Annotated in this window: 17 protein-coding genes and 1 pseudogene; 7 read left to right on the top strand and 11 right to left on the bottom strand. The window is 67.3% G+C overall.

Translation table 11 applies throughout. The annotated features are described in order from the left end of the window. Positions 1 to 71: 71 nt before the first annotated feature. From BDO18943_RS03160 to BDO18943_RS03145, 4 genes are all read right to left on the bottom strand, one after another. Positions 72 to 896: an OmpW/AlkL family protein gene (locus BDO18943_RS03160; protein ID WP_043180517.1), complete on the bottom strand. Its 825-nt coding sequence runs from the start codon at positions 894 to 896 to the stop codon at positions 72 to 74. A 73-nt stretch (positions 897 to 969) separates the two neighbouring features. Further along, positions 970 to 2,223 carry a DUF2957 domain-containing protein gene (locus tag BDO18943_RS03155; RefSeq protein WP_175021189.1) on the bottom strand — a complete coding sequence of 418 codons (1,254 nt, stop codon included), beginning with the start codon at positions 2,221 to 2,223 and terminating at the stop codon, positions 970 to 972. A gap of 71 nt (positions 2,224 to 2,294) precedes the next feature. Next, positions 2,295 to 3,908, bottom strand: a complete 1,614-nt coding sequence (locus tag BDO18943_RS03150; protein ID WP_175021188.1) for a DUF2957 domain-containing protein — start codon at positions 3,906 to 3,908, stop codon at positions 2,295 to 2,297. A 617-nt stretch (positions 3,909 to 4,525) separates the two neighbouring features. After that, complete coding sequence (locus BDO18943_RS03145) at positions 4,526 to 4,822, bottom strand: cupin domain-containing protein (RefSeq protein WP_011354152.1); 297 nt, start codon at positions 4,820 to 4,822, stop codon at positions 4,526 to 4,528. A gap of 423 nt (positions 4,823 to 5,245) precedes the next feature. Between BDO18943_RS03145 and BDO18943_RS03140 the strand changes: the two genes are divergently transcribed. The 4 genes and pseudogenes from BDO18943_RS03140 to BDO18943_RS43120 all read left to right on the top strand — a co-directional run. Next, the gene (locus tag BDO18943_RS03140; protein WP_175021187.1) at positions 5,246 to 6,193 is read left to right on the top strand and encodes an ABC transporter ATP-binding protein; all 948 of its coding nucleotides are present in this window, start codon (positions 5,246 to 5,248) and stop codon (positions 6,191 to 6,193) included. 3 nt (positions 6,194 to 6,196) lie between these two features. Continuing rightward, positions 6,197 to 6,958 carry an ABC transporter permease gene (locus BDO18943_RS03135; protein WP_011354149.1) on the top strand — a complete coding sequence of 254 codons (762 nt, stop codon included), beginning with the start codon at positions 6,197 to 6,199 and terminating at the stop codon, positions 6,956 to 6,958. A 150-nt stretch (positions 6,959 to 7,108) separates the two neighbouring features. Continuing rightward, entirely contained in the window at positions 7,109 to 8,527 is a 1,419-nt protein-coding gene (locus tag BDO18943_RS03130) for an MFS transporter (RefSeq protein WP_175021186.1), read from the top strand. A gap of 206 nt (positions 8,528 to 8,733) precedes the next feature. Continuing rightward, a pseudogene (locus tag BDO18943_RS43120) lies at positions 8,734 to 9,180 on the top strand (MBL fold metallo-hydrolase); the annotation flags it as partial. A gap of 399 nt (positions 9,181 to 9,579) precedes the next feature. On the opposite strand, the gene BDO18943_RS03120 reads toward BDO18943_RS43120, so the two are convergent. Together BDO18943_RS03120 and BDO18943_RS03115 are read right to left on the bottom strand one after the other, a co-directional pair. Continuing rightward, a complete protein-coding gene (locus BDO18943_RS03120; RefSeq protein ID WP_041493471.1) occupies positions 9,580 to 9,810 on the bottom strand; it encodes a hypothetical protein in 231 nt (76 codons plus the stop codon). Positions 9,811 to 9,929: 119 nt separating this feature from the next. Further along, a complete protein-coding gene (locus BDO18943_RS03115) occupies positions 9,930 to 10,949 on the bottom strand; it encodes a GlxA family transcriptional regulator (protein ID WP_235995779.1) in 1,020 nt (339 codons plus the stop codon). A 306-nt stretch (positions 10,950 to 11,255) separates the two neighbouring features. Here BDO18943_RS03115 and BDO18943_RS03110 point away from each other — a divergent pair, with 306 nt between their 5' ends. Together BDO18943_RS03110 and BDO18943_RS03105 are read left to right on the top strand one after the other, a co-directional pair. After that, positions 11,256 to 12,719, top strand: a complete 1,464-nt coding sequence (locus BDO18943_RS03110) for an aldehyde dehydrogenase family protein (protein WP_175021185.1) — start codon at positions 11,256 to 11,258, stop codon at positions 12,717 to 12,719. A 24-nt stretch (positions 12,720 to 12,743) separates the two neighbouring features. Then, positions 12,744 to 13,493, top strand: coding sequence for a class II aldolase and adducin N-terminal domain-containing protein (locus BDO18943_RS03105; protein WP_175021184.1), 750 nt, complete (start codon positions 12,744 to 12,746; stop codon positions 13,491 to 13,493). A gap of 122 nt (positions 13,494 to 13,615) precedes the next feature. Here the strand turns inward: BDO18943_RS03105 and BDO18943_RS03100 are convergent, their stop codons facing one another. The 5 genes from BDO18943_RS03100 to BDO18943_RS03080 form a co-directional block, all read right to left on the bottom strand. Further along, complete coding sequence (locus BDO18943_RS03100) at positions 13,616 to 14,389, bottom strand: SDR family oxidoreductase (RefSeq protein ID WP_175021183.1); 774 nt, start codon at positions 14,387 to 14,389, stop codon at positions 13,616 to 13,618. A 107-nt stretch (positions 14,390 to 14,496) separates the two neighbouring features. Further along, the gene (locus BDO18943_RS03095) at positions 14,497 to 15,441 is read right to left on the bottom strand and encodes a choline ABC transporter substrate-binding protein (protein WP_175021182.1); all 945 of its coding nucleotides are present in this window, start codon (positions 15,439 to 15,441) and stop codon (positions 14,497 to 14,499) included. 30 nt (positions 15,442 to 15,471) lie between these two features. Further along, positions 15,472 to 16,455 (bottom strand): PDR/VanB family oxidoreductase, encoded by a 984-nt coding sequence (locus BDO18943_RS03090; protein WP_175021181.1) that lies wholly within the window; start codon positions 16,453 to 16,455, stop codon positions 15,472 to 15,474. Positions 16,456 to 16,460: 5 nt separating this feature from the next. Next, positions 16,461 to 18,146, bottom strand: coding sequence for a choline dehydrogenase (locus tag BDO18943_RS03085; RefSeq protein WP_175021180.1), 1,686 nt, complete (start codon positions 18,144 to 18,146; stop codon positions 16,461 to 16,463). A 107-nt stretch (positions 18,147 to 18,253) separates the two neighbouring features. Continuing rightward, entirely contained in the window at positions 18,254 to 19,417 is a 1,164-nt protein-coding gene (locus BDO18943_RS03080) for an aromatic ring-hydroxylating oxygenase subunit alpha (protein WP_175021179.1), read from the bottom strand. A 283-nt stretch (positions 19,418 to 19,700) separates the two neighbouring features. Between BDO18943_RS03080 and BDO18943_RS03075 the strand changes: the two genes are divergently transcribed. Continuing rightward, positions 19,701 to 20,132 carry a YciI family protein gene (locus BDO18943_RS03075; RefSeq protein WP_175021178.1) on the top strand — a complete coding sequence of 144 codons (432 nt, stop codon included), beginning with the start codon at positions 19,701 to 19,703 and terminating at the stop codon, positions 20,130 to 20,132. Positions 20,133 to 20,208 lie beyond the last annotated feature (76 nt).

The raw sequence follows: 20,208 nt of genomic DNA, 5'->3' as shown, positions 1-20,208 counted from the left end.
TCTCCCGGCCGGAAGGGTCCGGCCAGCCGGTCGCAGGAAACCGCCAGCGCGCGTCATGCGCGCCGGACGGCTCAGAACTTGTAGGAAATCCCCACGAACGTGATCAGCGGATCGGCCTTCAGCCGCGTGCGCGTGGTGGCGAGCGTCGAGCCGTCGGCCGCCTTGATCACGAGCGACGAGTACGTCTTCAGCGGCATGTAGGTCAGCGTCGCCGTTACGCCCCAGTGCTTGTCGATCGCATAGCTCGCGCCGACGTTGTAGACCGGCGTGAACGACGACGACGCCTTGCCCTCCACCGACGTCGCACCCGGCTTGCCAGCGCCGGCCGCGAGTACGCTGCCGAGGTTCTCGTTGATGTCCTTCGCGAAGTTGCCGTTCAGTTCGATGTTGCTGAACCAGCTGTAGGCCACGCCGATCCCGACGAACGGGCGGAACCGCGCCGTCGGCGAGTTGAAGTAGTACTGCAGGATGACCGTCGGGCTCCACTGCCGCGCGTTCTTCACGGCCGGCTGGTTCGCCGACTTGTCCATGTCGACGTTGCCGAGCGCGCCCGCCGGGCCCGGCGGCTTGATCACGCCGTGGCCGGTCAGCGTGAACTCGGGCGGCACGCCGAGCACCGACGTCACCGCGATGTGATCGGTGAAGAAGTGCGTGAGCGTGAGGCCGACCGTATCGGCGTTGTTGACCGTCAGGCTCGTGCCCGGCGACGTGAACGAACCGGGCAGGCGCAGCGGCCCGTTGATCGGCATGCTCGCGAGATTCGTCGTCAGCCCGTTGGTCGAATCCTGCGGCATGATGTGCAGCCAGCCCAGCGTCGCGACGTTGTCGCCCGCCTGCTGGGCCGATGCGAGCGTCGACACGCCTGCGACGACACCCGCGACAATCAGCTTCTTCATGAAGTCTCCCCCTCATTCTGTCGGGGCGCCGCGCATCCGCGCGCGGCGCCGCCGTGTCTCCATCCACATGCGGTCACTGCACGAACGCGCCGACCGTGAAGTACGGGTTGCTCGTATCGACCATGTCGAGGAACCCGAACACGCCACCGGTGAACACGAACTTGCCGGTTGCCGGCCCCGACGCCGCGTCCGCATGCACGGTCGTCACGACGCCCGGCACTTTCTGCGTGTAGTCGAGGTTCAGCGCGCGCGTCAGCGCGGCCTGCGACGCGTTGAACGGATCGAGCAGCGTGGCCTGCGCGCCGATGAGCGCGGTCGCACGGTAGTTGAACGCGCTGTCGACGCCCGTGTACTCGCCGTCCTGCGAGCCCTGCGTAATCGCCGTCTGCGGGCTCAGGAACGAGATGCCCGATTCGTCGTCCGCGCTCGGCGGGCCTTGCGTGAGGTCCGCGTTGGCGGCGCCGGTGCGGATGAAGATCGGCACGAGCTGGTTGCGCAGCTTGCCGACGATCAGGATCCCCTTGCCGGCCTTCGCCGGATCGAGCGCGGCGAGCGTCGGCGGAATCTGCGGCTGATAGTTGAGCGACTGGAACGCCGGCGCATCCGGGCGCAGCGTGAACGGCTGGTTCACGGTTGCGCTCGACGCAAGCGGCTGCCCGCCGTTCTTCTTGCCGAAGTTGTCGGTTTCCGTATAGCTGCCGTCCGCGTTGATCGTCACCTTCTGGTCGAGCGCCACCGGCTGGAAGTTCTGCGACGGCACCTGGTGATAGCCGAGCTGGTTGTACGTGCCGGCGATCTTCGTCAGGTCGGTTTCCAGCGACGAGAAGCTGATGAACGGGTAGTACGGGAATGTCGTCTTCGGGATCTTGCCGACGCCGATCACGCCGTCGAACTGGATCGTCGCGCCGGGGATCGCGCCGCCCAGCACGCCTTCGCCGAGGAACAGCCGCGCCGGGCGGCTCGGGTCGAGGCTCGCGTTCTGCATCCGGAACGTGCACTGGTTCAGCTTCACCGTCGGCAGCCCCGTTTCGTCGGCCAGCGTGCCGTCGACCACGTTGGCGGGGGCCATATCGCGGGTCGGCTGCACGGTGCCCGCGGTGGTCGGCACCGGCGATGCGAGGTAGGTCATCCGGTACGTCATCTTCGTCGTGTCGAGCTGCACCTTCACGAGCTCACCCGACCCCGAGCCACCGATGAACACCGTGTTGTAGTCGATCGTCTGCGGGCACAGCCGGACCACCGGCGCGGGCGGCGGGTCGCCGTCGCCGCCGCACGCGGCCAGCACGGGCGCGAGCGACGCCGCGGCCATCCATTGTTTCAAATTCATAGGAATCCTCTTGAAATTCGATTCGCCGGCGGCGACGCATGCGCCGCCGGTGCTGCGTGTTCAATGCGGGGTCACTGGACGAACGCGCCGACCGTGAAGAACGGGTTGACCTTGTTGTTGTTGACGACCATCGCGTAGACGTTGCCGGCCGTCACGAGCCAGCCCGTGTCGCCCTTGCTGAAGATCGCCACGTTGCCGTTCGCACCCTTCGCGTTGAAGTCCTGCGTGGCCGTGACCTTGATCTTGCCGGGCGTGGCCTGCGTATAGTCGAGCGCGAACTGCGAGGTCACCGACGACGTCTGCGGATCGATGAACGCCGCGGTATTGCCCTGGAACAGCGTGGACGTATAGTTCGCGGCCATCGTCGACACGGCGGTGCCGTCGTTGCAGGTTCCTGCTTCAGACATGAAGTTGCCGTCGATGAACTTGCCGGGCAACTCCGGGTGCGGCACTTTGGGATCGAAGCTCGGGCCCGCCGCCGGGTAGAAGCTCGTAACGCCGAGCGACGTCACGACGCCGCAGGCGGATGCGCTGGTCGCGCCGATGTAACCGCCTTTCAGCGAATTGGCGGCAATCGCGGTGGCCGACGACAGCATCGAGATCCCGACTTCGGCATCGGCGACCGACACGAGCGGATTGGACGTATCGACATACGTATAGCCGACACGAATCACGACCGGTATCCGCACGCCGTTCAGCTTGCCGACGATCATGATGCCTTTGGCCTGGCTCGATGCAAGAAGGATGACCGACGCCCCCTGCCCCGCCATCGGATACGAGACCACGCCAAACGCGTTCGGCAGCCCGTTGCTCACGAACACATTGTCGGCCGACCCGTCCGCGTTCTTGCGCAGTGTCCACGGCGTCCCGGTCGTCTGGCACGAGTAGTCGCTACCGGGCGTGATCGTGCATGAGCCGTCCGCATTGAGCGTCTGGTTCCAGTTGACGACGTCCGGCTCCCAGCCGACCAGACCGGCCGTGCTCTGCCCGCCCCCGCCGAGCGGTGACAGATGAATGCCGACCTCGTTGTAATTGCCGGCGACCTTCGAAAAATCGGTTTCCGTTTCGATGAAGCCGATGAACGGATAGAAATCGAATGTCCGCGACGGCACGTAGCCGATGGGCGTGGGGGTCCCGAGGTCGATACCCTTGTACGCAATCGTCGCCCCCGGAATCCCGCCACCCACCACGCCATTGCCGACGAACAGCATCGGCGGATCCGCGCGGTTGATCGTCACCGCATACGCGCCGTTGCTCGTCGCGCCGTTGTCGAGCACGAACGCGCAGCGGTTCTGCTCGGCGGTCGGGAGGGTGGTCGGATGATGGAACGATCCGCTGATCGTCAGGCCCGCGCGGGTATTGTTGACTTGCCCTGCCGACGTCGGCACCGACGATTCGAGGAACTGCATCTGATAGGTGAGCTTCGTCGTGTCGAATTTCACCTTCACGTACTCGCCGCTGCCCGCGCCGCCCGTGTAGGTCGTCGTGTAATCGAGCGCGTCCGGACACAGCTTCGTCACGACAGGCGGCGTCGTTTCGGCACCGCTCGGCCCGCATGCGCTCCCCGAGCACTGCGGCACGGTGATCGGCCCCGGATCGTCGCCGCCGCCGCAACCGGCGACGAACGGCAAAACGACGACCGCGCATGACAGGATCGCTTTCCGCCATTCAGGAATGCAAATCATCAACCCCTCCTTTTCAGGTACGACAAGTCTCGTCCGGACAGGCTGCATGGCCCGCCGGTTGGTATCGCGCCGCCGCACGAACGCGCGGCGCATGACGGTGTGCGCAAGGCGGCCGCGATGCCGGTCAGGCAAATGCGGCATACGCCGCGGCGGCAGACAAGCGCGCTCCCGCAGCGCCGTCATGCGGCACGGCGCCGTCGGAACGATCGAAACGGGAAGTGGTTCGCCGCTACACGGCGAAATGACAACGCAGGGACGCGATCTGCATCGCGCCTGCATTCAGCGAAAAAACGGGAAACGGCAGTCCGACTGGCCCCGCGGATAGGCGTCTCATGAATTGGTCTCCGTACGTACGCTTGATTCGTTATCGTGATGCGTCGTTTGTGGAAACTATGATCGGACGATACCCACAAGTAAATGGATGCAGAGTTCCAAACGACCGAAACCGCGCAATCCTAGCGCGTGCAGGGGATTTGACAGTTTTTCAAACAGCCTTCGATTTATTTGCTCAGACAAATACCCACCCCATCCAACGCGCGTTTGAACAACGACGCCCAACCCGCGCCCGGCCTTGCTGGCCGGCCCGCGACGGGCCGTATCGATGCTGCGGCGCAACCTTACACGTCGATGATCGCGAGCGTGCCGTGGCTGCCCGGCAGCACCGCGTGAAGCGTGCCGGCGAGCGCGAGGTACATCTGCCCGGCCTCGACGACGACCGTCTCGCCCGCGACCTCGAGCATCATCCGGCCGTCCAGCACCAGCAGCCCCTCGTTGTAGTCGTGCACTTCCGCCTCGTAAGCCTGCGCATCCATGCGCAGCACCTTGATCCTGGCCGGCCCGACCTCGCCAACGATCGTGGATTTCCACGCAACGGCCTGCGCAGCCGCCACAGATTTGAAATCGATCAAAGACATGCGCCCCGCTCCATGAACGATGAAAGGAACGCATTATCGCGAGCGCCGCGCATGCCGTCCCGGTACGGCGCGACGGCGTTCGGGCGGCACAGTCGGCCTGCCAGCCGCGCCGGAATGCAATCGCCGCCCGCTTCGTCGAAAACGGCACAAATTGTTCACCTGGCGCAAATAAAGCAGCGTTTTACTAAACAATGCCGCGGCAATTCGCGCAAATCAGACGCCGGCAACGCGCGTCCTTTCCACCAGCATGCATTTCCATCTATCGATTGCTAATATGGCGATCCCGCGATCCCGCACCACAACGCCGTTCGACATGACGCCCGTTCGCCATGCCGTCCCCGGTCCCGGCCGCAGCACAGCGGCGGCGGCACCGGGCACGCGCGGCGCATGCCGTCACGCCGGCCGGCCGTGCCATCCGTGAGCATGCAACCGATCCTTTCCGTCTCCGACCTCTCCAAGACTTACGCGTCCGGCTTCCAGGCGCTGAAGCATGTGACCCTCGACATCCGCCCCGGCGAGATCTTCGCGTTGCTCGGGCCGAACGGCGCCGGCAAGACGACGCTGATCGGCTCGATCTGCGGCATCGTCACGCCGACCGAAGGCCGCGTGACGGTCGGCGGCCACGACATCCGCGATCAATACCGTGCGGCCCGCGAAATGATCGGCCTCGTGCCGCAGGAACTGACGACCGACGCGTTCGAGACCGTCTGGGCGACCGTGTCGTTCAGCCGCGGCCTGTTCGGCAAGGCGCCCGATCCCGCCCATATCGAGAAGACGCTGAAGGCGCTGTCGCTGTGGGACAAGCGCGACAACAAGCTGATGACGCTGTCGGGCGGCATGAAGCGCCGCGTGATGATCGCGAAGGCGCTGTCGCACGAGCCGCGCATCCTGTTCCTCGACGAACCGACGGCCGGCGTCGACGTCGAGCTGCGCCGCGACATGTGGAAGCTCGTCGATTCGCTGCGCGAGAGCGGCGTGACGATCCTGCTGACCACGCACTACATCGAGGAAGCCGAGGAAATGGCCGACCGGATCGGCATCATCCTCGGCGGCGAGCTCGTGCTCGTCGAGGAGAAGCGCGAGCTGATGCGCAAGCTCGGCAAGAAGCAGCTCACCGTGCAGCTCGAGCATCCGCTCGCGGACGTGCCGCCCGCGCTCGCGCCGTTCGGGCTCGAACGCGCGGACGACGGCGCCGCGCTCGTCTACACGTACGACTCGCAGCGCGACGACGCGAGCATCGCGACGCTGATCAACGCGCTCGGCTCGGCCGGCATCGGCTTCCGCGACCTGCATACGACGCAGAGCTCGCTCGAGGACATTTTCGTCAGCCTGATCGACAACCGCCGCAACGGCGTGCAGCAAGGAGCCTGACGCATGAACCTGCATGGAATCCGCGCGATCTACCGCGCAGAAATGGCCCGCACGCGCCGCACGCTGATGCAGAGCATCATCGCGCCGGTGATCTCGACGTCGCTGTACTTCGTGGTGTTCGGCTCCGCGATCGGCTCGCGCATCAGCGACGTAAACGGCATCGGCTACGGCTCGTTCATCGTGCCGGGGCTCGTGATGCTGTCGCTGCTGTCGCAGAGCATCTCGAACGCGTCGTTCGGCATCTACTTCCCGCGCTTCACGGGCACGATCTACGAGATCCTGTCCGCGCCCGTGTCGTACTGGGAGATCGTGATCGCGTATGTGGGCGCGGCCGCGTCGAAGTCGATCCTGCTCGGCGTGATCATCCTCGCGACCGCCGGCCTGTTCGTGCCGCTGCACATCCTGCACCCGTTCTGGATGGTGCTGTTCCTCGTGCTGACGGCGATCACGTTCAGCCTGTTCGGCTTCGTGATCGGCATCTGGGCCGACAGCTTCGAGAAGCTGCAGCTCGTGCCGCTGCTGATCATCACACCGCTCACGTTCCTCGGCGGCAGCTTCTATTCGGTCGACATGCTGCCGCCCGCGTGGCGCGTCGTCACGCTGTTCAACCCGATCGTCTACCTGGTCAGCGGCTTCCGCTGGTCGTTCTACGGGATCGCCGACGTGCACGTGGGCGTCAGCCTCGGCGCGACGTCGCTGTTCCTCGTGATCCTGCTGGCGATCGTCGCGTGGATGTTCCGCACCGGCTACAAGCTGAAGAATTGAAGCCGCACGCGCCGCCGCCGATGACGCATTTGGGCAAGCAGGCGGCGCTTTTCCTCTGATGCGGCAGTTTGTGGTCGCGTCTACTGAATACCGAAGCATCGGGGCCTTGGAGCATGCGCTGCGAGGCCCCTTTTCATTTCAGAGGACGCCATGCCCGCCGCCACCGCTCCCGCCTCCGCCGCCGCCCGGCTCGAACGCCTGCCGTTCTCCGGCTATCACAAGCGGATCTTCTTCATCATCGCGATCGCGTTCTTCTTCGACTCGGTCGACCTCGGCACGATGACCTTCGTGCTCGGCTCGATCCGCAAGGAGTTCGGGCTGTCGACCGCGGCCGCCGGCCTCGTCGCGAGCGCGAGCTTCTTCGGGATGGTGCTCGGCGCGGCCGTCGCCGGCCTGCTCGCCGACCGCTTCGGCCGCCGGCCCGTGTTCCAGTGGAGCATGGTGCTGTGGGGCGCCGCGTCCTACCTGTGCTCGACCGCGCAGAGCGTCGACGCGCTGATCGTCTACCGCGTGCTGCTCGGGATCGGGATGGGCATGGAATTCCCGGTCGCGCAAACCTTGCTGTCCGAATTCGTGCCGACCGAGAAGCGCGGCCGCCTGATCGCGCTGATGGACGGCTTCTGGCCGCTCGGCTTCATCACGGCCGGCATCGTCGCGTATTTCGTGCTGCCGCAGTTCGGCTGGCGCACGGTGTTCGCGCTGCTCGCGATTCCCGCCGTGTTCGTGCTCGTCGTGCGCCGCATCGTGCCGGAATCGCCACGCTGGCTCGAGCATGCGGGCCGGCACACGGAAGCCGACACGGTGATGCACACGATCGAGGCGAAGGTGATGCGCTCGGCCGGCGTCTCGACGCTGCCGCCGCCGTCGCGGCTCGCGGAGCCGGCCGTCGCACGCGGGCGCGGTGCGCTGCGCGAGATCTGGAGCGGCGCGTACCGCCGCCGCACGGTGATGGTGTGGCTGCTGTGGTTCTTCGCGCTGCTCGGCTTCTACGGCCTCACGTCGTGGCTCGGCGCGCTGCTGCAGCAGGCCGGCTTCGAAGTCACGAAATCGGTGTTCTACACGGTGCTGATCTCGCTCGGCGGCGTGCCGGGCTTCCTGTGCGCCGCGTGGCTCGTCGAAAGCTGGGGGCGCAAGCCGACCTGCATCGCGTCGCTGCTCGGCGGCGGCGTGATGGCCTACGCATACGGCCAAAGTGCGCTGTACGGCGGCAGCACGACGCTGCTGATCGTCACGGGCCTCGCGATGCAGTTCTTCCTGTTCGGGATGTGGGCCGCGCTGTACACGTATACGCCCGAGCTGTACGGCACCGGCGCGCGCGCGACGGGCTCGGGCTTTGCGTCGGCGATCGGGCGCGTCGGCTCGTTGATCGGGCCTTACGTGGTCGGTGTCGTGCTGCCCGTGTTCGGCCAGGGCGGCGTATTCACGCTCGGCGCGCTGTCGTTCGTCGCGGCCGCGTTCGCCGTGTGGACGCTCGGGATCGAGACGAAGGGGCTCGCGCTGGAACAGCTCGCGGCGGGCGACGAAACGGGCGGCAGCGGCCAATACGCGGCGGCGGACAAGATCTCCTGAGCGCCGGATCAGCCTGGGTGTTCATGACGGCCGGGACGGCGTTCAGCGCTACGCCCGGCCGGCTGCTGCGTGAACTGACAGGATTCGTGGCCGGACCGACACTGCTAGACTGAGTCGAGGCACCGGATCGCGCGCCTGCCCGGCGCATCGCAGCGATCGCGCGACGGTGGTGTCCGGCCCCCACTGCCCGCGCAAGGATTGCATCGATGGACAACGCCCGTATCGAAGAAATCCGCAGCGGCCTGTTTCGCGCAACGACCTATATCGACACGCTGAAGCTCGGCTTCAGCCAGTTCTTCGTCCGCTCGCCGAACGGCGACGTCGTCTGCATCGAAACGGGCACGCGTTCCAACTTTCCGCAACTGACCGCGAGCCTCGCGACCGTCGGCATCACGCCGTCGATGGTGAGCAGCGTGATCGTTCCGCATTTCGAAGTCGACGAGATGGGCGCCCTGCCCGACTTCCTCGCGGCCAATCCGGCGCTCGTCGCGTATGCGCATCCGATCTGCACGCATGGGCTGGCCGATATCTTCGGTGTGCGCGCGCAGCCGCTGAAGGACGGCAAGCCGACGACGATTTCCGGTGTCGACGTCGTGCCGATCTTCACGAAGCATGTCCATCAGTGGGATGCGCTGGTCGTGTATCTGCCGGCGTACCAGGCGCTGCTGTCGTCGGACATCCTGATGCGCTTCGGCGACGAAGCGACGGACGACCCGCTGCCGGCGATTCTCGATTCGATCCGGCGCTCGGACTACCTGCCGGCGCTCGGACTACCTGCCGTCGCTCGCTCATCTGGCGAGTGCGCTGCGCCGGATCCAGGCGCTCGATCTCGACGTGATCCTGCCGATGCACGGCCCTGCCATCACGCACGACATCCCGCGCGTGCTCGCCGGCGCGATCGCGCATTGCGAGGCGGCGGCCGCGTAACGGGAAAAAAGCCGGCAAAAACCACCGCGCGCGGGCCGGTTCGCCCGCGCGGCATCCAATCGATATCGACAGGAAAAGCCGTTTGCGCGCCCGCCACGCGGTCGCGCAAACGACGATGGCGCGGCCTAGGCGCCGGTGACGACGAACTCTTCCGCCGCCTTGCGCTGGATCGCGGCCATCTTCGCGAGTTCGCGCTTGCTGCGCGGCTCGCTGGACGCGACGCCCGTCGCCTGCTTCGCCTTCGCACCCAGCGGGTAGAAAGCGAACGACGCGCCGGCCGGGGCATCCGGCTCGGCGCGCAGGCGTTTGTTCAGGATCTTCAAGTACTTTTTCTTCGAGACTTCCTTGGCTGCCATGGCACCCTCCCGCGTGAACGTGGTGCGGTCAGGATACCAGCTTTGGCCGTGGACCCGGAACGGCGTTTGCGCCCCAATCCCGCGCGCCGCCGGAACGGGCCCGCCCGGCAGCACACGCGTCAGGCCGCCGGCGCCCGGTGACGCATCACCGGCGCCGCCCACGATTGCGACCGGTCGCGGCTCGGCGGGCATCCGAACCGCGACTTGTACACGCGCGAAAAATGCTCGATCGATTCGAAGCCCGTCGCCGCGGCCACCTGCGATACGCTCAGCTCCGTCTGCTGCAGTAATTGATGCGCGGTCGCCACCCTCAGGCTCAGGTAGTACTGCAAGGGCGCGGTCGCCATATGCCGCTTGAAGTGACGCTCGAGCTGCCGCTTCGACAGCCCGACCGCCTGCGCAAGCGACTCGCACGACATCGGCTCCGCCATCGACTCGCGCATCAGCCTGACTGCCTTCGCCACCGTCATGCTCGTCGAGGCCGGCGCGGCCTCGCCCTCCGCGAGCTGCAGCGCGTCCGCGCCGCGCAGCTTCGCATGCAGCAGGTGACGGGCGATCTCCCGCGCGAGCTCGGCGCCCTCCGACCGGCCGATCCATTCGAGCATCATGTCGATGATCGCCGTGCCGCCCGCGCAGGTGATGACGCGCGGCTCGATCGTGTAGAGCCGCGTGGTGGCGCCGACCTTCGGATAAGCCTCCTGGAAGCCTTCGACGTTGTCCCAGTGCACGGCCGACGGACGGCCCTGCAGCAAGCCGGCCGCCGCAAGCAGTTCGGTGCCCGTCTCGATACCGCCGATCTGCGTGCCGAAGGCCATCTGGTTCTGCAGCCAGGTCTTCACGCCGCGATGCTTCGCGTGACGTTGCGCGTCGAAACTCGCGATCACGAAGATCGTCGTGAACCCGCCGCGCGCATCGCCGATCGGCCGCGTCGGCGTCCACATGCCGTTCGTGGCATCCACGGGTTCGCCGTCGATCGACAGGACGGTCCACTCGTAACGCACGCGCTGGGCCAGCCAGTTCGCGAGCGACATGGCCTCGATCACGAGCGCGAGCCCGAGGTGGGAGAACTGGGGCATCACCAGCAGCCCCACCCGATGCGGCGCGGGTACCGCCGCCGCTTGCATGTTCCGTGAAGTCATCGCGATACCGATCAAGGCCGGGCCGGCCGATTGAGCGAGGGCGCGCGGGCACGGCCCTCGCGAACCATTACTCTGCCGCGCGCGACGGGCCGGAACTTGATGAAAAGCGACATCGCCATGTCGCTTTGTGCCGGCTTTCCGCCACCCAATTGCGTCCCGGCCGGATCGGCCCGTCATGGCCGTGCACGCGCGTCGCACGCCGTCGCATTCGATCAAGCGAGCGGCGCCGGCCGACCTTATATTCAGCTCGCGTTCCGCTCCGCACGGGCGGGGCACGCCGATCTTCCGACTCCGTGGAACCAGCACATGCACATCAAACAGCTCTACATCGACGGCGCCTGGCAACCCGCCGCCGCAGGCGGGCAGCGCGCCATCGTCGATCCTGCCGCCGGCGAAACGATCGCACGGGTCGCCTACGGCTCGGCCGCCGACGCCGGGCACGCGATTCACGCGGCGCGCGCGGCCTTCGACGCGGGCGCGTGGCCGCACCTGCCCGCCGAAGCACGGGCGGCCTGTCTGCGCCGCCTCGCGAGCGCGCTGCGTGACGAAGCGCCCGCACTCGCCCGCATCGAAACCGCGAACACCGGCAAGACGCTCGCCGAATCGTCGTCCGACGTGCACGACGCCGCGGCGGCATTCGACTACTTCGCGAGCCTCGCCGTTACCGAGACGGGCAGCATGAATGCGGCGAGGCCGCACGTGCTCAGCGTCACGCTGCGCGAGCCGGTCGGCGTCTGCGGTCTCATCACGCCGTGGAACTACCCGCTGCTGCAGGCGGCATGGAAGCTCGCCCCGGCGCTGGTGGCCGGCAATACGGTCGTCGTCAAGCCCGCGTCGCTGACGCCGCTGTCGACGCATCGGCTCGTGGAACTCGCGCATGACGCGGGCCTGCCCCGTGGCGTCCTCAATCTCGTGACGGGCGGCGCCGACGTGGGCGACGCGCTCGCGGCGAGCCCGCAGGTCGACCTGATTTCCCTGACCGGCAGCAACGCCGCCGGCGCCAGCGTGATGCGCGCGGCCGCGGGCAATTTCAAGCGCGTGTCGCTGGAGCTCGGCGGCAAGAATCCGAACCTCGTGTTCGCCGACGCCGATTTCGACACGGCGCTCGATTACGCGCTGAACGCGGCCTTCTTCAACGCCGGCCAGATGTGCTCGGCTGGCTCGCGGCTGCTGGTCGAACGCACGCTGCACGATGCGTTCGTCGATGCGCTTGCCGCGCGCATCGCGGCCATCCGCGTCGGTCGCGGTGACGACGATGCCACCCGGATGGGCCCGGTGATTTCCGCGCAGCAACGCGACCGCGTGCTCGCGCTGATCGGCGAGGCCGCCCGCGACGGCGCGCGCATCGTGTGCGGCGGCCGAGTACCAGTGGGCGACGCGTTCGCAACCGGCTTCTGGGTCGAACCGACGCTGATCGCGAACGTCCGGACGACGATGACGATCGCGCGCGAGGAAGTCTTCGGCCCGGTGCTGACCGTCGAGGCGTTCGACGGCGAAGACGAGGCCGTGGCCCTGGCCAACGACACGCCGTTCGGGCTTGCGGGCGCGGTCTGGACCCGCGACTTCGCGCGGGCGAACCGGGTCATGCGCCGGCTGCGGGCGGCGACGGTCTGGATCAACGACTACAACGTCACGCTGCCGGGCGCGCCGTGGGGCGGCTACAAGGCCAGCGGCATCGGCCGCGAACTGTCGCGCAGCGGCCTCGACGAATACACGGAACTCAAGCACGCGTACCTCAACTTCGAAGCCAGCCCGCAACGCTGGTTCTGATCCCTCTCGCAACGGGAGCCCGACATGCTCACAGCCACGCAACCCGATCAGGCGCATCGCGCGACCCGCGCGGACCTCGCCTGCGCGTTCCGCTGGACCGCGCGCCTCGGCATGCACGAATCGATCGCCAACCATTTCAGCGCCGCCGTCTCCGACGACAACCGGCAATTTCTGATCAATCCGCGTGGGCGCCATTTCTCGCGGATCCGCGCGAGCGAACTGCTGCTCGTGAATGCCGACGACCCGGAGACGGTCCGGCGCGAAAACGCGCCCGACATCACCGCGTGGGCGCTTCACTCGGAAATCCACAAGCGCCACCGGCACGCGCGCTGCGTGCTGCACGTGCATTCGACGTACGCGACCGTGCTGTCGTGTCTCGCGCAGCCCTCGCTCCCGCCGCTCGACCAGAACTGCATGCGCTTCTTCGAGCGGGTTGCGATCGACACCGGCTTCGACGGCATGGGGCTCGGCGACGAGGCGTGCCGCGTCGCCGACGCGCTCGGCGACAAGCCCGTGCTGCTGATGGGCCAGCACGGCGTGATCGTCGTCGCTTCGTCGGTCGCGCAGGCGTTCGACGACCTGTACTACTTCGAGCGGGCATGCGAGACGTATGTGACCGCGCTGCAAACCGGCCAGCCGCTGCGGTTCGCGACCGACGCCGTCGCGCGTAAAACCATGCTGCAGTGGCGCGACGACTATGCGGGGTTCGCGGAGCAGCATCTGAGGGAGCTCCGGGCCATTCTCGACGAGGAAGCGCCGTCGTACGCGTGGTAGCCGCCGAACGGCGCGGCCCGGCAGGGCTGCGCCGTCCGCGCGAACGCGTGCATCGCCGGCGTGCCGGGGGGCCGCGCAGCGCGACTCGCGTCAACGCGACACCGCACCCGCCGCCACGCGCGCTACCGCGCGGTCAAGCCGCCATCCACGAGGATCGACGTCCCGGTGACAAAACTGCTTTCGTCCGAGGCCAGGAACAGCGCGACGTCGGCGACCTGCTCCGGGGTCCCCATCCCGAGCGGCTGAACCTCGTCGAGCAGCGCGTCCATCGCGCCGCGCCCGCCGAGCGCGTCGATGAACGGCGTATTCATCGGGGTATCGATCCAGCCCGGACAGACGGCATTGGCGCGGATGCGATCCTTCGCGTGCTCGATCGCCGCGCAGCGGGTCAGCATCAGCACCCCGCCCTTCGATGCGCAATAGGCCGCATGAAGCGGTTCGCCGACGAAGCTGCTCGTCGAGCCGATATTGACGATCGACCCGCCGCCGGCGCGGATCAGCGCCGGAATCGCGTACTTGCAGCCGAGGAACACGCCCTTGAGGTTGACGTCCATGACGGCATCCCAGTCCGCTTCGGTGGTGTCGACGAGCGGGGCCTCGCGAATGACGCCCGCGTTGTTGCACATGACGTCGAGCCGGCCGAACCGGCGCTCCACGAAGTCGATCAGCGCCTCGACCTGCTCCGCCGATCCGGCATCGGCCTGCCTGGCGACGATGACCCCGTCGCGTGCCAGGCGACAGGTCTCGTCGAGTTGCGCGGTGTTGCGGCTCGTCGTCGCGACCACGCTGGCGCCTTCGTTCGCGAATCGCAGCGCAATGCTCCTGCCGATGCCGCTCGCGGCGCCCGTCACCACGGCAACTTTCCCGGCCAGCCGGCCGGTGCGGTTGTGGCTCATCGTCGTTTCTCCCGAAAAGGATCGAGCCGAGCATATCGCGCCCGGCCCCCGGATGCACAGCGCTCACGCCGCCGCCGGTATGGCGGCGGCTGTTGCGCTCGGCCGGCTCAGTGAAGATTCAGCGCGGCCTGGACGGCCGCCTGCGGATCGCGGCCATCGACCGTCCTGACCCCGGCCAGCCATCCCTTCAGCACGTCGGGATGCTGCTGCAGCCACGCCTTCGCCGCGACTTCCGGTTGCTTGCCGCCGGCGATCGCCTTCATCACCTGATTCTCCATCTCGGTCGTGAACTGCAGGTTGGCAACCAGCCGCGCGACGTTCGGGCAGCGCGCCGCATAATCGGGCGACGTCATCGTATAGACCTTCGCCTCCCCGTAGTTCGGGCCGAACAGGTTGTCGCCACCGGCGAGGTAGCGCATGTTGAAGTCGAGGTTCATCGGATGCGGCTCCCAGCCGAGAAAGACGACCCACGCATGATCGCGGATCGCGCGCCGCACCTCGACCAGCATGCCGGCCTCGCTCGATTCGACCAGCTTGAACTTGCCGAGGCCGAACTGGTTGCCCGCGATCGCCTTGTGGATCAGTTCGTTGCCGTCGTTCCCCGGTTCGATCCCGTAGATCCGGTATTGCAGCCGGTCGGCGAACTTCGCGATGTCGTCGAACGAACGCAGTCCGGCGTCGTACGCGTAGGCCGGCACCGCGAGCGAGTACTTCGCGCCGACGAGATTCGGCCGGTCCAGCACCTTCACGGCACCGCTCTTCACGAACGGCGCGCTCGTGGCGTCCATCGACGGCCGCCAGTCCCCGAGGTAGACGTCGATCTGACGTGCCTTGAGCCCGGCCAGCGCGATCGGAATCGAGGCCATCGTCTTGGTCGGCTGGTAGCCGAGGCTCGACAGCACGGTCGACGCGAGCGCGGTCGTCGCGGCAATGTCGGTCCAGCCGATGTCGGCAAACCGCACCGCGCGGCAGGTCGCCGCTTCCTGCGCGGCGGCCTGGCCCGTACACACGGCAGCCAGTGCGATGCACCCGAGCGTGTTTCTGACGTTCATCGTGACTTCTCCTGAGAAATGAAAGGATGACTAAAGATCGAGAACGAGACGCGAGGATTTCGCGCGTGACACACAGATGTAGATCAGGTTGTTCGCACGCCGCTCGGCGTCCGTCTGCAGGCAGTCGCGGTGCTCCGCCTCGCCGTCGAGCAACGTGACCGCGCAGGTGCCGCACACGCCTTCGCCGCACACCGAATCGACGGCGATCCGCTCGTCGCGCAGCACATCGAGGATCGACCGGCCCGCCGGCACCGCGAAGCGGCGGCCGGTGCGGGCCAGTTCCACTTCGAATGCCTGCGCGCCCGCCTCCGGCTCGCGCGGCACCGCGGCGGCGCCGAACCGCTCGAAGCGCACCGCGCCGGCCGGCCAGTCACGCGCCGCGTCGAGCACACCGTCGATCAGGCGGCCCGGCCCGCACACATACACCTGTGCACCGGCGCGCGGCACACCCAGCAGCGTGCGCAGGTCCGCTTCGCCGTGCTGTTCGCTGCAATGCAGGCGGGTGTTCTCCCGCAGCGGGCCGCATTCGATCGCGTCGCGCAGCGCCATGCGCTCGCGCGACCGCGCCAGGTACAGCAGCGTGAACGACTTGCCGAGCGCATCGAGCCGCCGCGCCATCGGCAGAATCGGCGTGATGCCGATTCCGCCCGCGATCAGCATGTACTCGCTCGCGTGCTCGTCGAGCGCGAAGTGATTCCGGGGCGTGCTCACGTCGAGCGCATCGCCCGGTGCAAGCCGTTCGACGAGATACGCAGACCCGCCGCGCGAGCGCGGCTCGCGCAGCACCGCGATCCGGTAGGTCGAACCGTCGGCCACGCGTTCGACGATCGAGTAATGACGCACGATGCCGTCCGGCAGGCGGACTTCGACATGTGCGCCGGGTTCGGCGGCGGGCAGCGCCGCACCGTCGGCTGCCGCCAGCACGATGCCGCGGATCTCCGGCGTCAGCATGGCCGCCTCGACCACGACTGCGGCGATGCGATCGCCGGGCGGGAACGGGATGATCGGTGCCATCGCGTTCACCGCTGGCAGGTGCGCCAGTCGGGCTGCGCCCAGACCGGCGCCGCCGACGGCGCCAGCGGCGTGCGCCCCAGCACGAGATCGCTGCCCTTCTCGCCGATCATCACGGTCGGCGCATTGGTATTGCCGCTGACGATCGTCGGCATCACCGACGCGTCGATCACGCGCAACCGTTCGATGCCATGCACGCGCAGGTCGGGGCCGACCACCGCCTCCGGATCGTCGGCCGGGCCCATCTTGCAGGTGCCCGCCGCGTGATAGCCCGTTTCGGTGATGTCGCGCGCCCACGCATCGAGCGCGGCATCGTCGGTCTTGCCCGCGCCCGGCGACAGTTCGTCGCCGCACAGCGCGCGGAACGACGGCTGCGCGAGGATCTCCCTGACGAGCCGCACGCCCGCGCGCATGTCGGCCCGATCGCGCTCCGTCTTCAGGTAGTTGAACAGGATCCGCGGCGGGATGCGCGCGTCGCCGGACGCCAGCGTCACCGCGCCGAGGCTCGTCGGGCGCATCAGGTCGATGTGCACCTGGAACGCGTGCGCGCGCACGCTCTCGACGCTGCCCGGCTGCACGGCGAGCGGCATGAAGGTCAGTTGCAGGTCCGGATGCTCGACGCCCGCGCGTGAACGAATGAACGCCCCCGCCTCGAAATGGTTGCTCGCGGCAATCCCGGCGCGGTTCGCGAACCATTTCGCGCCGGTCCACCATTTGCGCGGGGCGACCGTCCACGGGTAGATCGAGACGGGTTTGCGGCACAGATACTGCACCACCGTATCCGGATGATCGGACAGCCGGCGCCCGACGCCCGGCAAGTCGTGTCGCGCTCGCACGCCGAGGCCTTCCAGCTCGTTCGCCGGCCCGATGCCGGACAGCAGCAGCAACTGCGGCGTATTGATCGCGCCACCGCAGAGCAGCACTTCGGCGCTCGCGCGAACCTGCCGCGTCTCGCCGTCGCACGCGTACTCGATGCCGGACGCGCGCTTGCCGTCGAACAGCACGCGCAGCACGAGCGCGCCGGTCACGACCGTGACGTTGCCGCGCCCGAGCGCCTCCGCGAGATAGCCGCGCGCGGTACTCCAGCGCGACCCGCCCCACGTCGTGCGATCGACGCGGCCGAAGCCTTCCTGGCGAAAGCCGTTCACGTCGTCGGTGTGCGCATAGCCCGCATCGACACCGGACGCGATGAACGCACTGGCGAGCGGCGTGTCGGTCCGGCCCGCCGTGACGTGCAGATGGCCGCTGTCGCCGTGATAGGGATCCGCACCGAGCTCGTGCCGCTCCGCGCGGATGAAATACGGCAACACCTCGCGATAGCTCCAGCCGGTGCAGCCCTGCGCGGACCAGCCGTCATAGTCGCGGGCGTGACCGCGGATATAGACCATCCCGTTGATCGACGACGATCCGCCCAGCACGCGCCCGCGCGGCGTCGCGATGCGCCGCCGGTTCAGGAACGGTTCGGGCTCCGATTGATATTGCCAGTTGAAACGGTTGCCGCCCACCACGATACCCATCGCGGACGGCATGTCGATCGACCAGTGCCGATTCGTCGGGCCGGCCTCGAGCAGCAGCACCCTTACGCCCGGATCCTGCCCGAGCCGGTTGGCCAGCACGCAGCCGGCCGATCCCGCACCGACGATCACGTAGTCGTAGTCGCGACGCACGGCGTCGATTCCCTGTGGTTTCTTCATCGCTTGCATGCAGTTGATCGAGATCATGGAACACGAGTGCGCGAAACGGCGTCGCCGTCCCGGCGCCGGAAGCGGAATGGGGTGTGGGGAGCGGCGCTCCCCGCCGGCTATGCGCCGTGGATGCCGTCGTGCACGAGCGTATGGAAGTGGTGCACCAGATGCTCGCTTTCGTTGCTGCGCTGCGCATCGATCACGTAGCGGCCCTGGTTGTAGCCCATCGAATGCAGCCCCTTCTGCACCGAGATGTTCAGGCGGATGTCTTCCGGGCCGAGATCGGTGTTCATCCAGTCCATGCACGCCTTCGTCACCGCAGGCACCGCGTCGTGCGTCGAGTAGTAGCCGAAGCGCAGCAGCGTCTTCTCCGGTTCCAGCGGGATGATCAGGAACGTGGCGAGGAAATCCGAGTACGGGAACGTATAGAACGTGTTGTGCGGCCAGATGCCGATGTTGAAGAAGCACTCGTCGGGATTCCTGTCGCCGAGCGGTACGCCGTAGGCCGAGGTCGCGTCGCGGTTGGCCGGCGCGATGTAGGTCCACCACTTGTCGTGCTGCGTGAGCCGGTAGCCGGCGAAATCGATCAGGCCGGCCAGTTCGACGTGATGCGGGCCCGACAGCGAGAAGTGATAGCCCTCGATCGAGTTGTCCATGATGACCTTCCAGTTCGCCGGCACGATCACGTCCTTCTCCTCGATCAGCCGGTATGCGTCCAGCTTCGGGAACACGCGTTTCATCTCCGCGTCGGCGCCGGGGAACAGGTCGCGCATCGACGGCGCATCGGGATCGAGATTGAAGTAGTAGAAGCCGCCGAGTTCCTCGATGCGCACCTTCGGGATGTTGTGAGCCGCGAGGTCGAAGTCTTCGACGCGATCGGTACGCGGCGCGCCGCGCAGGCTGCCGTCCGCGCCGTAGCACCACGAGTGGTACGCGCAGCGGAACAGGCCCTTCTGCTCGCCGCGCCGCGCTTCCACGAGACGATTGCCGCGATGCTGGCACACGTTGTGGAAGGCATGGACCTGGCCGTCGCGGCCGCACGCGGCGATCACGCTCTGGTCGAACACGTCGGTCATCACGAATTGCCCCGGGGTGCTCAGCTCCGAAGTGTGTCCGATCACATGCCAGGCCGACATGAAAATGCGATCGCGCTCGGCCGCGAATACCGCGTCGTCATAGAAATAGCGCGACGGCAGCGTAAGCGCGCGTTCCGGCCGTTGCTGCTTCCAGCGGTCGGCGGTGACGATGTCTTGCTTCTTCACAACGGAGATCGGTTGCATGGGCGGGGTTCCTGTTTCTGTCGTTCGTCGAAGGAGCGGCGGCCCGGTCTGCTGGCCGTCCGCCTTGAAGCGAACTTTATGAGGCCCCGCCGGCCCGCACTTGATGGTTCGCGACGTCGCGATGTCGCCGCCGCCGGGCGAACCGTTGCGATTCAACGGCACGGATATTTTTTTTCGTGATGTCGATTTCGGCGCCGCCCGCCCGTCGTATCGTTGCAAACCCGAGAAGGCCGCGTTGCGCGGCCTGCATGCCCCTCATCCATTCACCGAAGGAGAAACGACCATGCGCGTCCTGGTAATCGTCAAGGCCACCGCCGATTCCGAATCCGGCCGGATGCCCGACCCTGAAATGGTCGGCGCAATGAGCCGGTTCAACGAAGAACTGGCGCAAGCCGGCATCCTGCTCGCCGCCGACGGGCTGCACCCGAGCATGCGCGGCAAGCGCGTGCACTTCGCCGGCAAGAACCGCACCGTCATCGACGGCCCGTTCGCCGAAACGAAGGAGCTCGTCGCCGGCTTCTGGCTGTGGCAGGTGAAATCGATGGAAGAAGCAGTCGAATGGGTGAAGCGCTGCCCGAACCCGATGCCCGGCGACTCCGACATCGAGATCCGCCCGCTGTTCGAGGCTGAAGACTTCAGCCCGGCCTTCACGGCTGCGTTGCAGGAGCAAAAGGCACGGCAGAGCGCGCAAGCCGAGGCCGGGAAGCACGCGTAAATCCGGCGGCGTCCGACGGTTTCGCATACCCGCCGGGCGCGGCCCCTACCCGCTGACGCGCGTTTGCGCGGCACCG

This window comes from Burkholderia aenigmatica (assembly GCF_902499175.1).
Classification (GTDB): Bacteria; Pseudomonadota; Gammaproteobacteria; order Burkholderiales; family Burkholderiaceae; genus Burkholderia; species Burkholderia aenigmatica.
This window is presented reverse-complemented; position numbering and strand designations above follow the sequence as displayed.

Coding starts and splice junctions, on each gene's coding strand:
- BDO18943_RS03145 (WP_011354152.1), bottom strand. CDS start 4,822: ATGTCTTTGATCGATTTCAAATCTGTGGCGGCTGCGCAGGCCGTTGCG.
- BDO18943_RS03090 (WP_175021181.1), bottom strand. CDS start 16,455: ATGGCACCGATCATCCCGTTCCCGCCCGGCGATCGCATCGCCGCAGTC.
- BDO18943_RS03105 (WP_175021184.1), top strand. CDS start 12,744: ATGCTCACAGCCACGCAACCCGATCAGGCGCATCGCGCGACCCGCGCG.
- BDO18943_RS03115 (WP_235995779.1), bottom strand. CDS start 10,949: ATGACTTCACGGAACATGCAAGCGGCGGCGGTACCCGCGCCGCATCGG.
- BDO18943_RS03130 (WP_175021186.1), top strand. CDS start 7,109: ATGCCCGCCGCCACCGCTCCCGCCTCCGCCGCCGCCCGGCTCGAACGC.
- BDO18943_RS03150 (WP_175021188.1), bottom strand. CDS start 3,908: ATGATTTGCATTCCTGAATGGCGGAAAGCGATCCTGTCATGCGCGGTC.
- BDO18943_RS03155 (WP_175021189.1), bottom strand. CDS start 2,223: ATGAATTTGAAACAATGGATGGCCGCGGCGTCGCTCGCGCCCGTGCTG.
- BDO18943_RS03085 (WP_175021180.1), bottom strand. CDS start 18,146: ATGAAGAAACCACAGGGAATCGACGCCGTGCGTCGCGACTACGACTAC.
- BDO18943_RS03075 (WP_175021178.1), top strand. CDS start 19,701: ATGCGCGTCCTGGTAATCGTCAAGGCCACCGCCGATTCCGAATCCGGC.
- BDO18943_RS03120 (WP_041493471.1), bottom strand. CDS start 9,810: ATGGCAGCCAAGGAAGTCTCGAAGAAAAAGTACTTGAAGATCCTGAAC.
- BDO18943_RS03160 (WP_043180517.1), bottom strand. CDS start 896: ATGAAGAAGCTGATTGTCGCGGGTGTCGTCGCAGGCGTGTCGACGCTC.
- BDO18943_RS03080 (WP_175021179.1), bottom strand. CDS start 19,417: ATGCAACCGATCTCCGTTGTGAAGAAGCAAGACATCGTCACCGCCGAC.
- BDO18943_RS03110 (WP_175021185.1), top strand. CDS start 11,256: ATGCACATCAAACAGCTCTACATCGACGGCGCCTGGCAACCCGCCGCC.
- BDO18943_RS03140 (WP_175021187.1), top strand. CDS start 5,246: ATGCAACCGATCCTTTCCGTCTCCGACCTCTCCAAGACTTACGCGTCC.
- BDO18943_RS03135 (WP_011354149.1), top strand. CDS start 6,197: ATGAACCTGCATGGAATCCGCGCGATCTACCGCGCAGAAATGGCCCGC.
- BDO18943_RS03095 (WP_175021182.1), bottom strand. CDS start 15,441: ATGAACGTCAGAAACACGCTCGGGTGCATCGCACTGGCTGCCGTGTGT.
- BDO18943_RS03100 (WP_175021183.1), bottom strand. CDS start 14,389: ATGAGCCACAACCGCACCGGCCGGCTGGCCGGGAAAGTTGCCGTGGTG.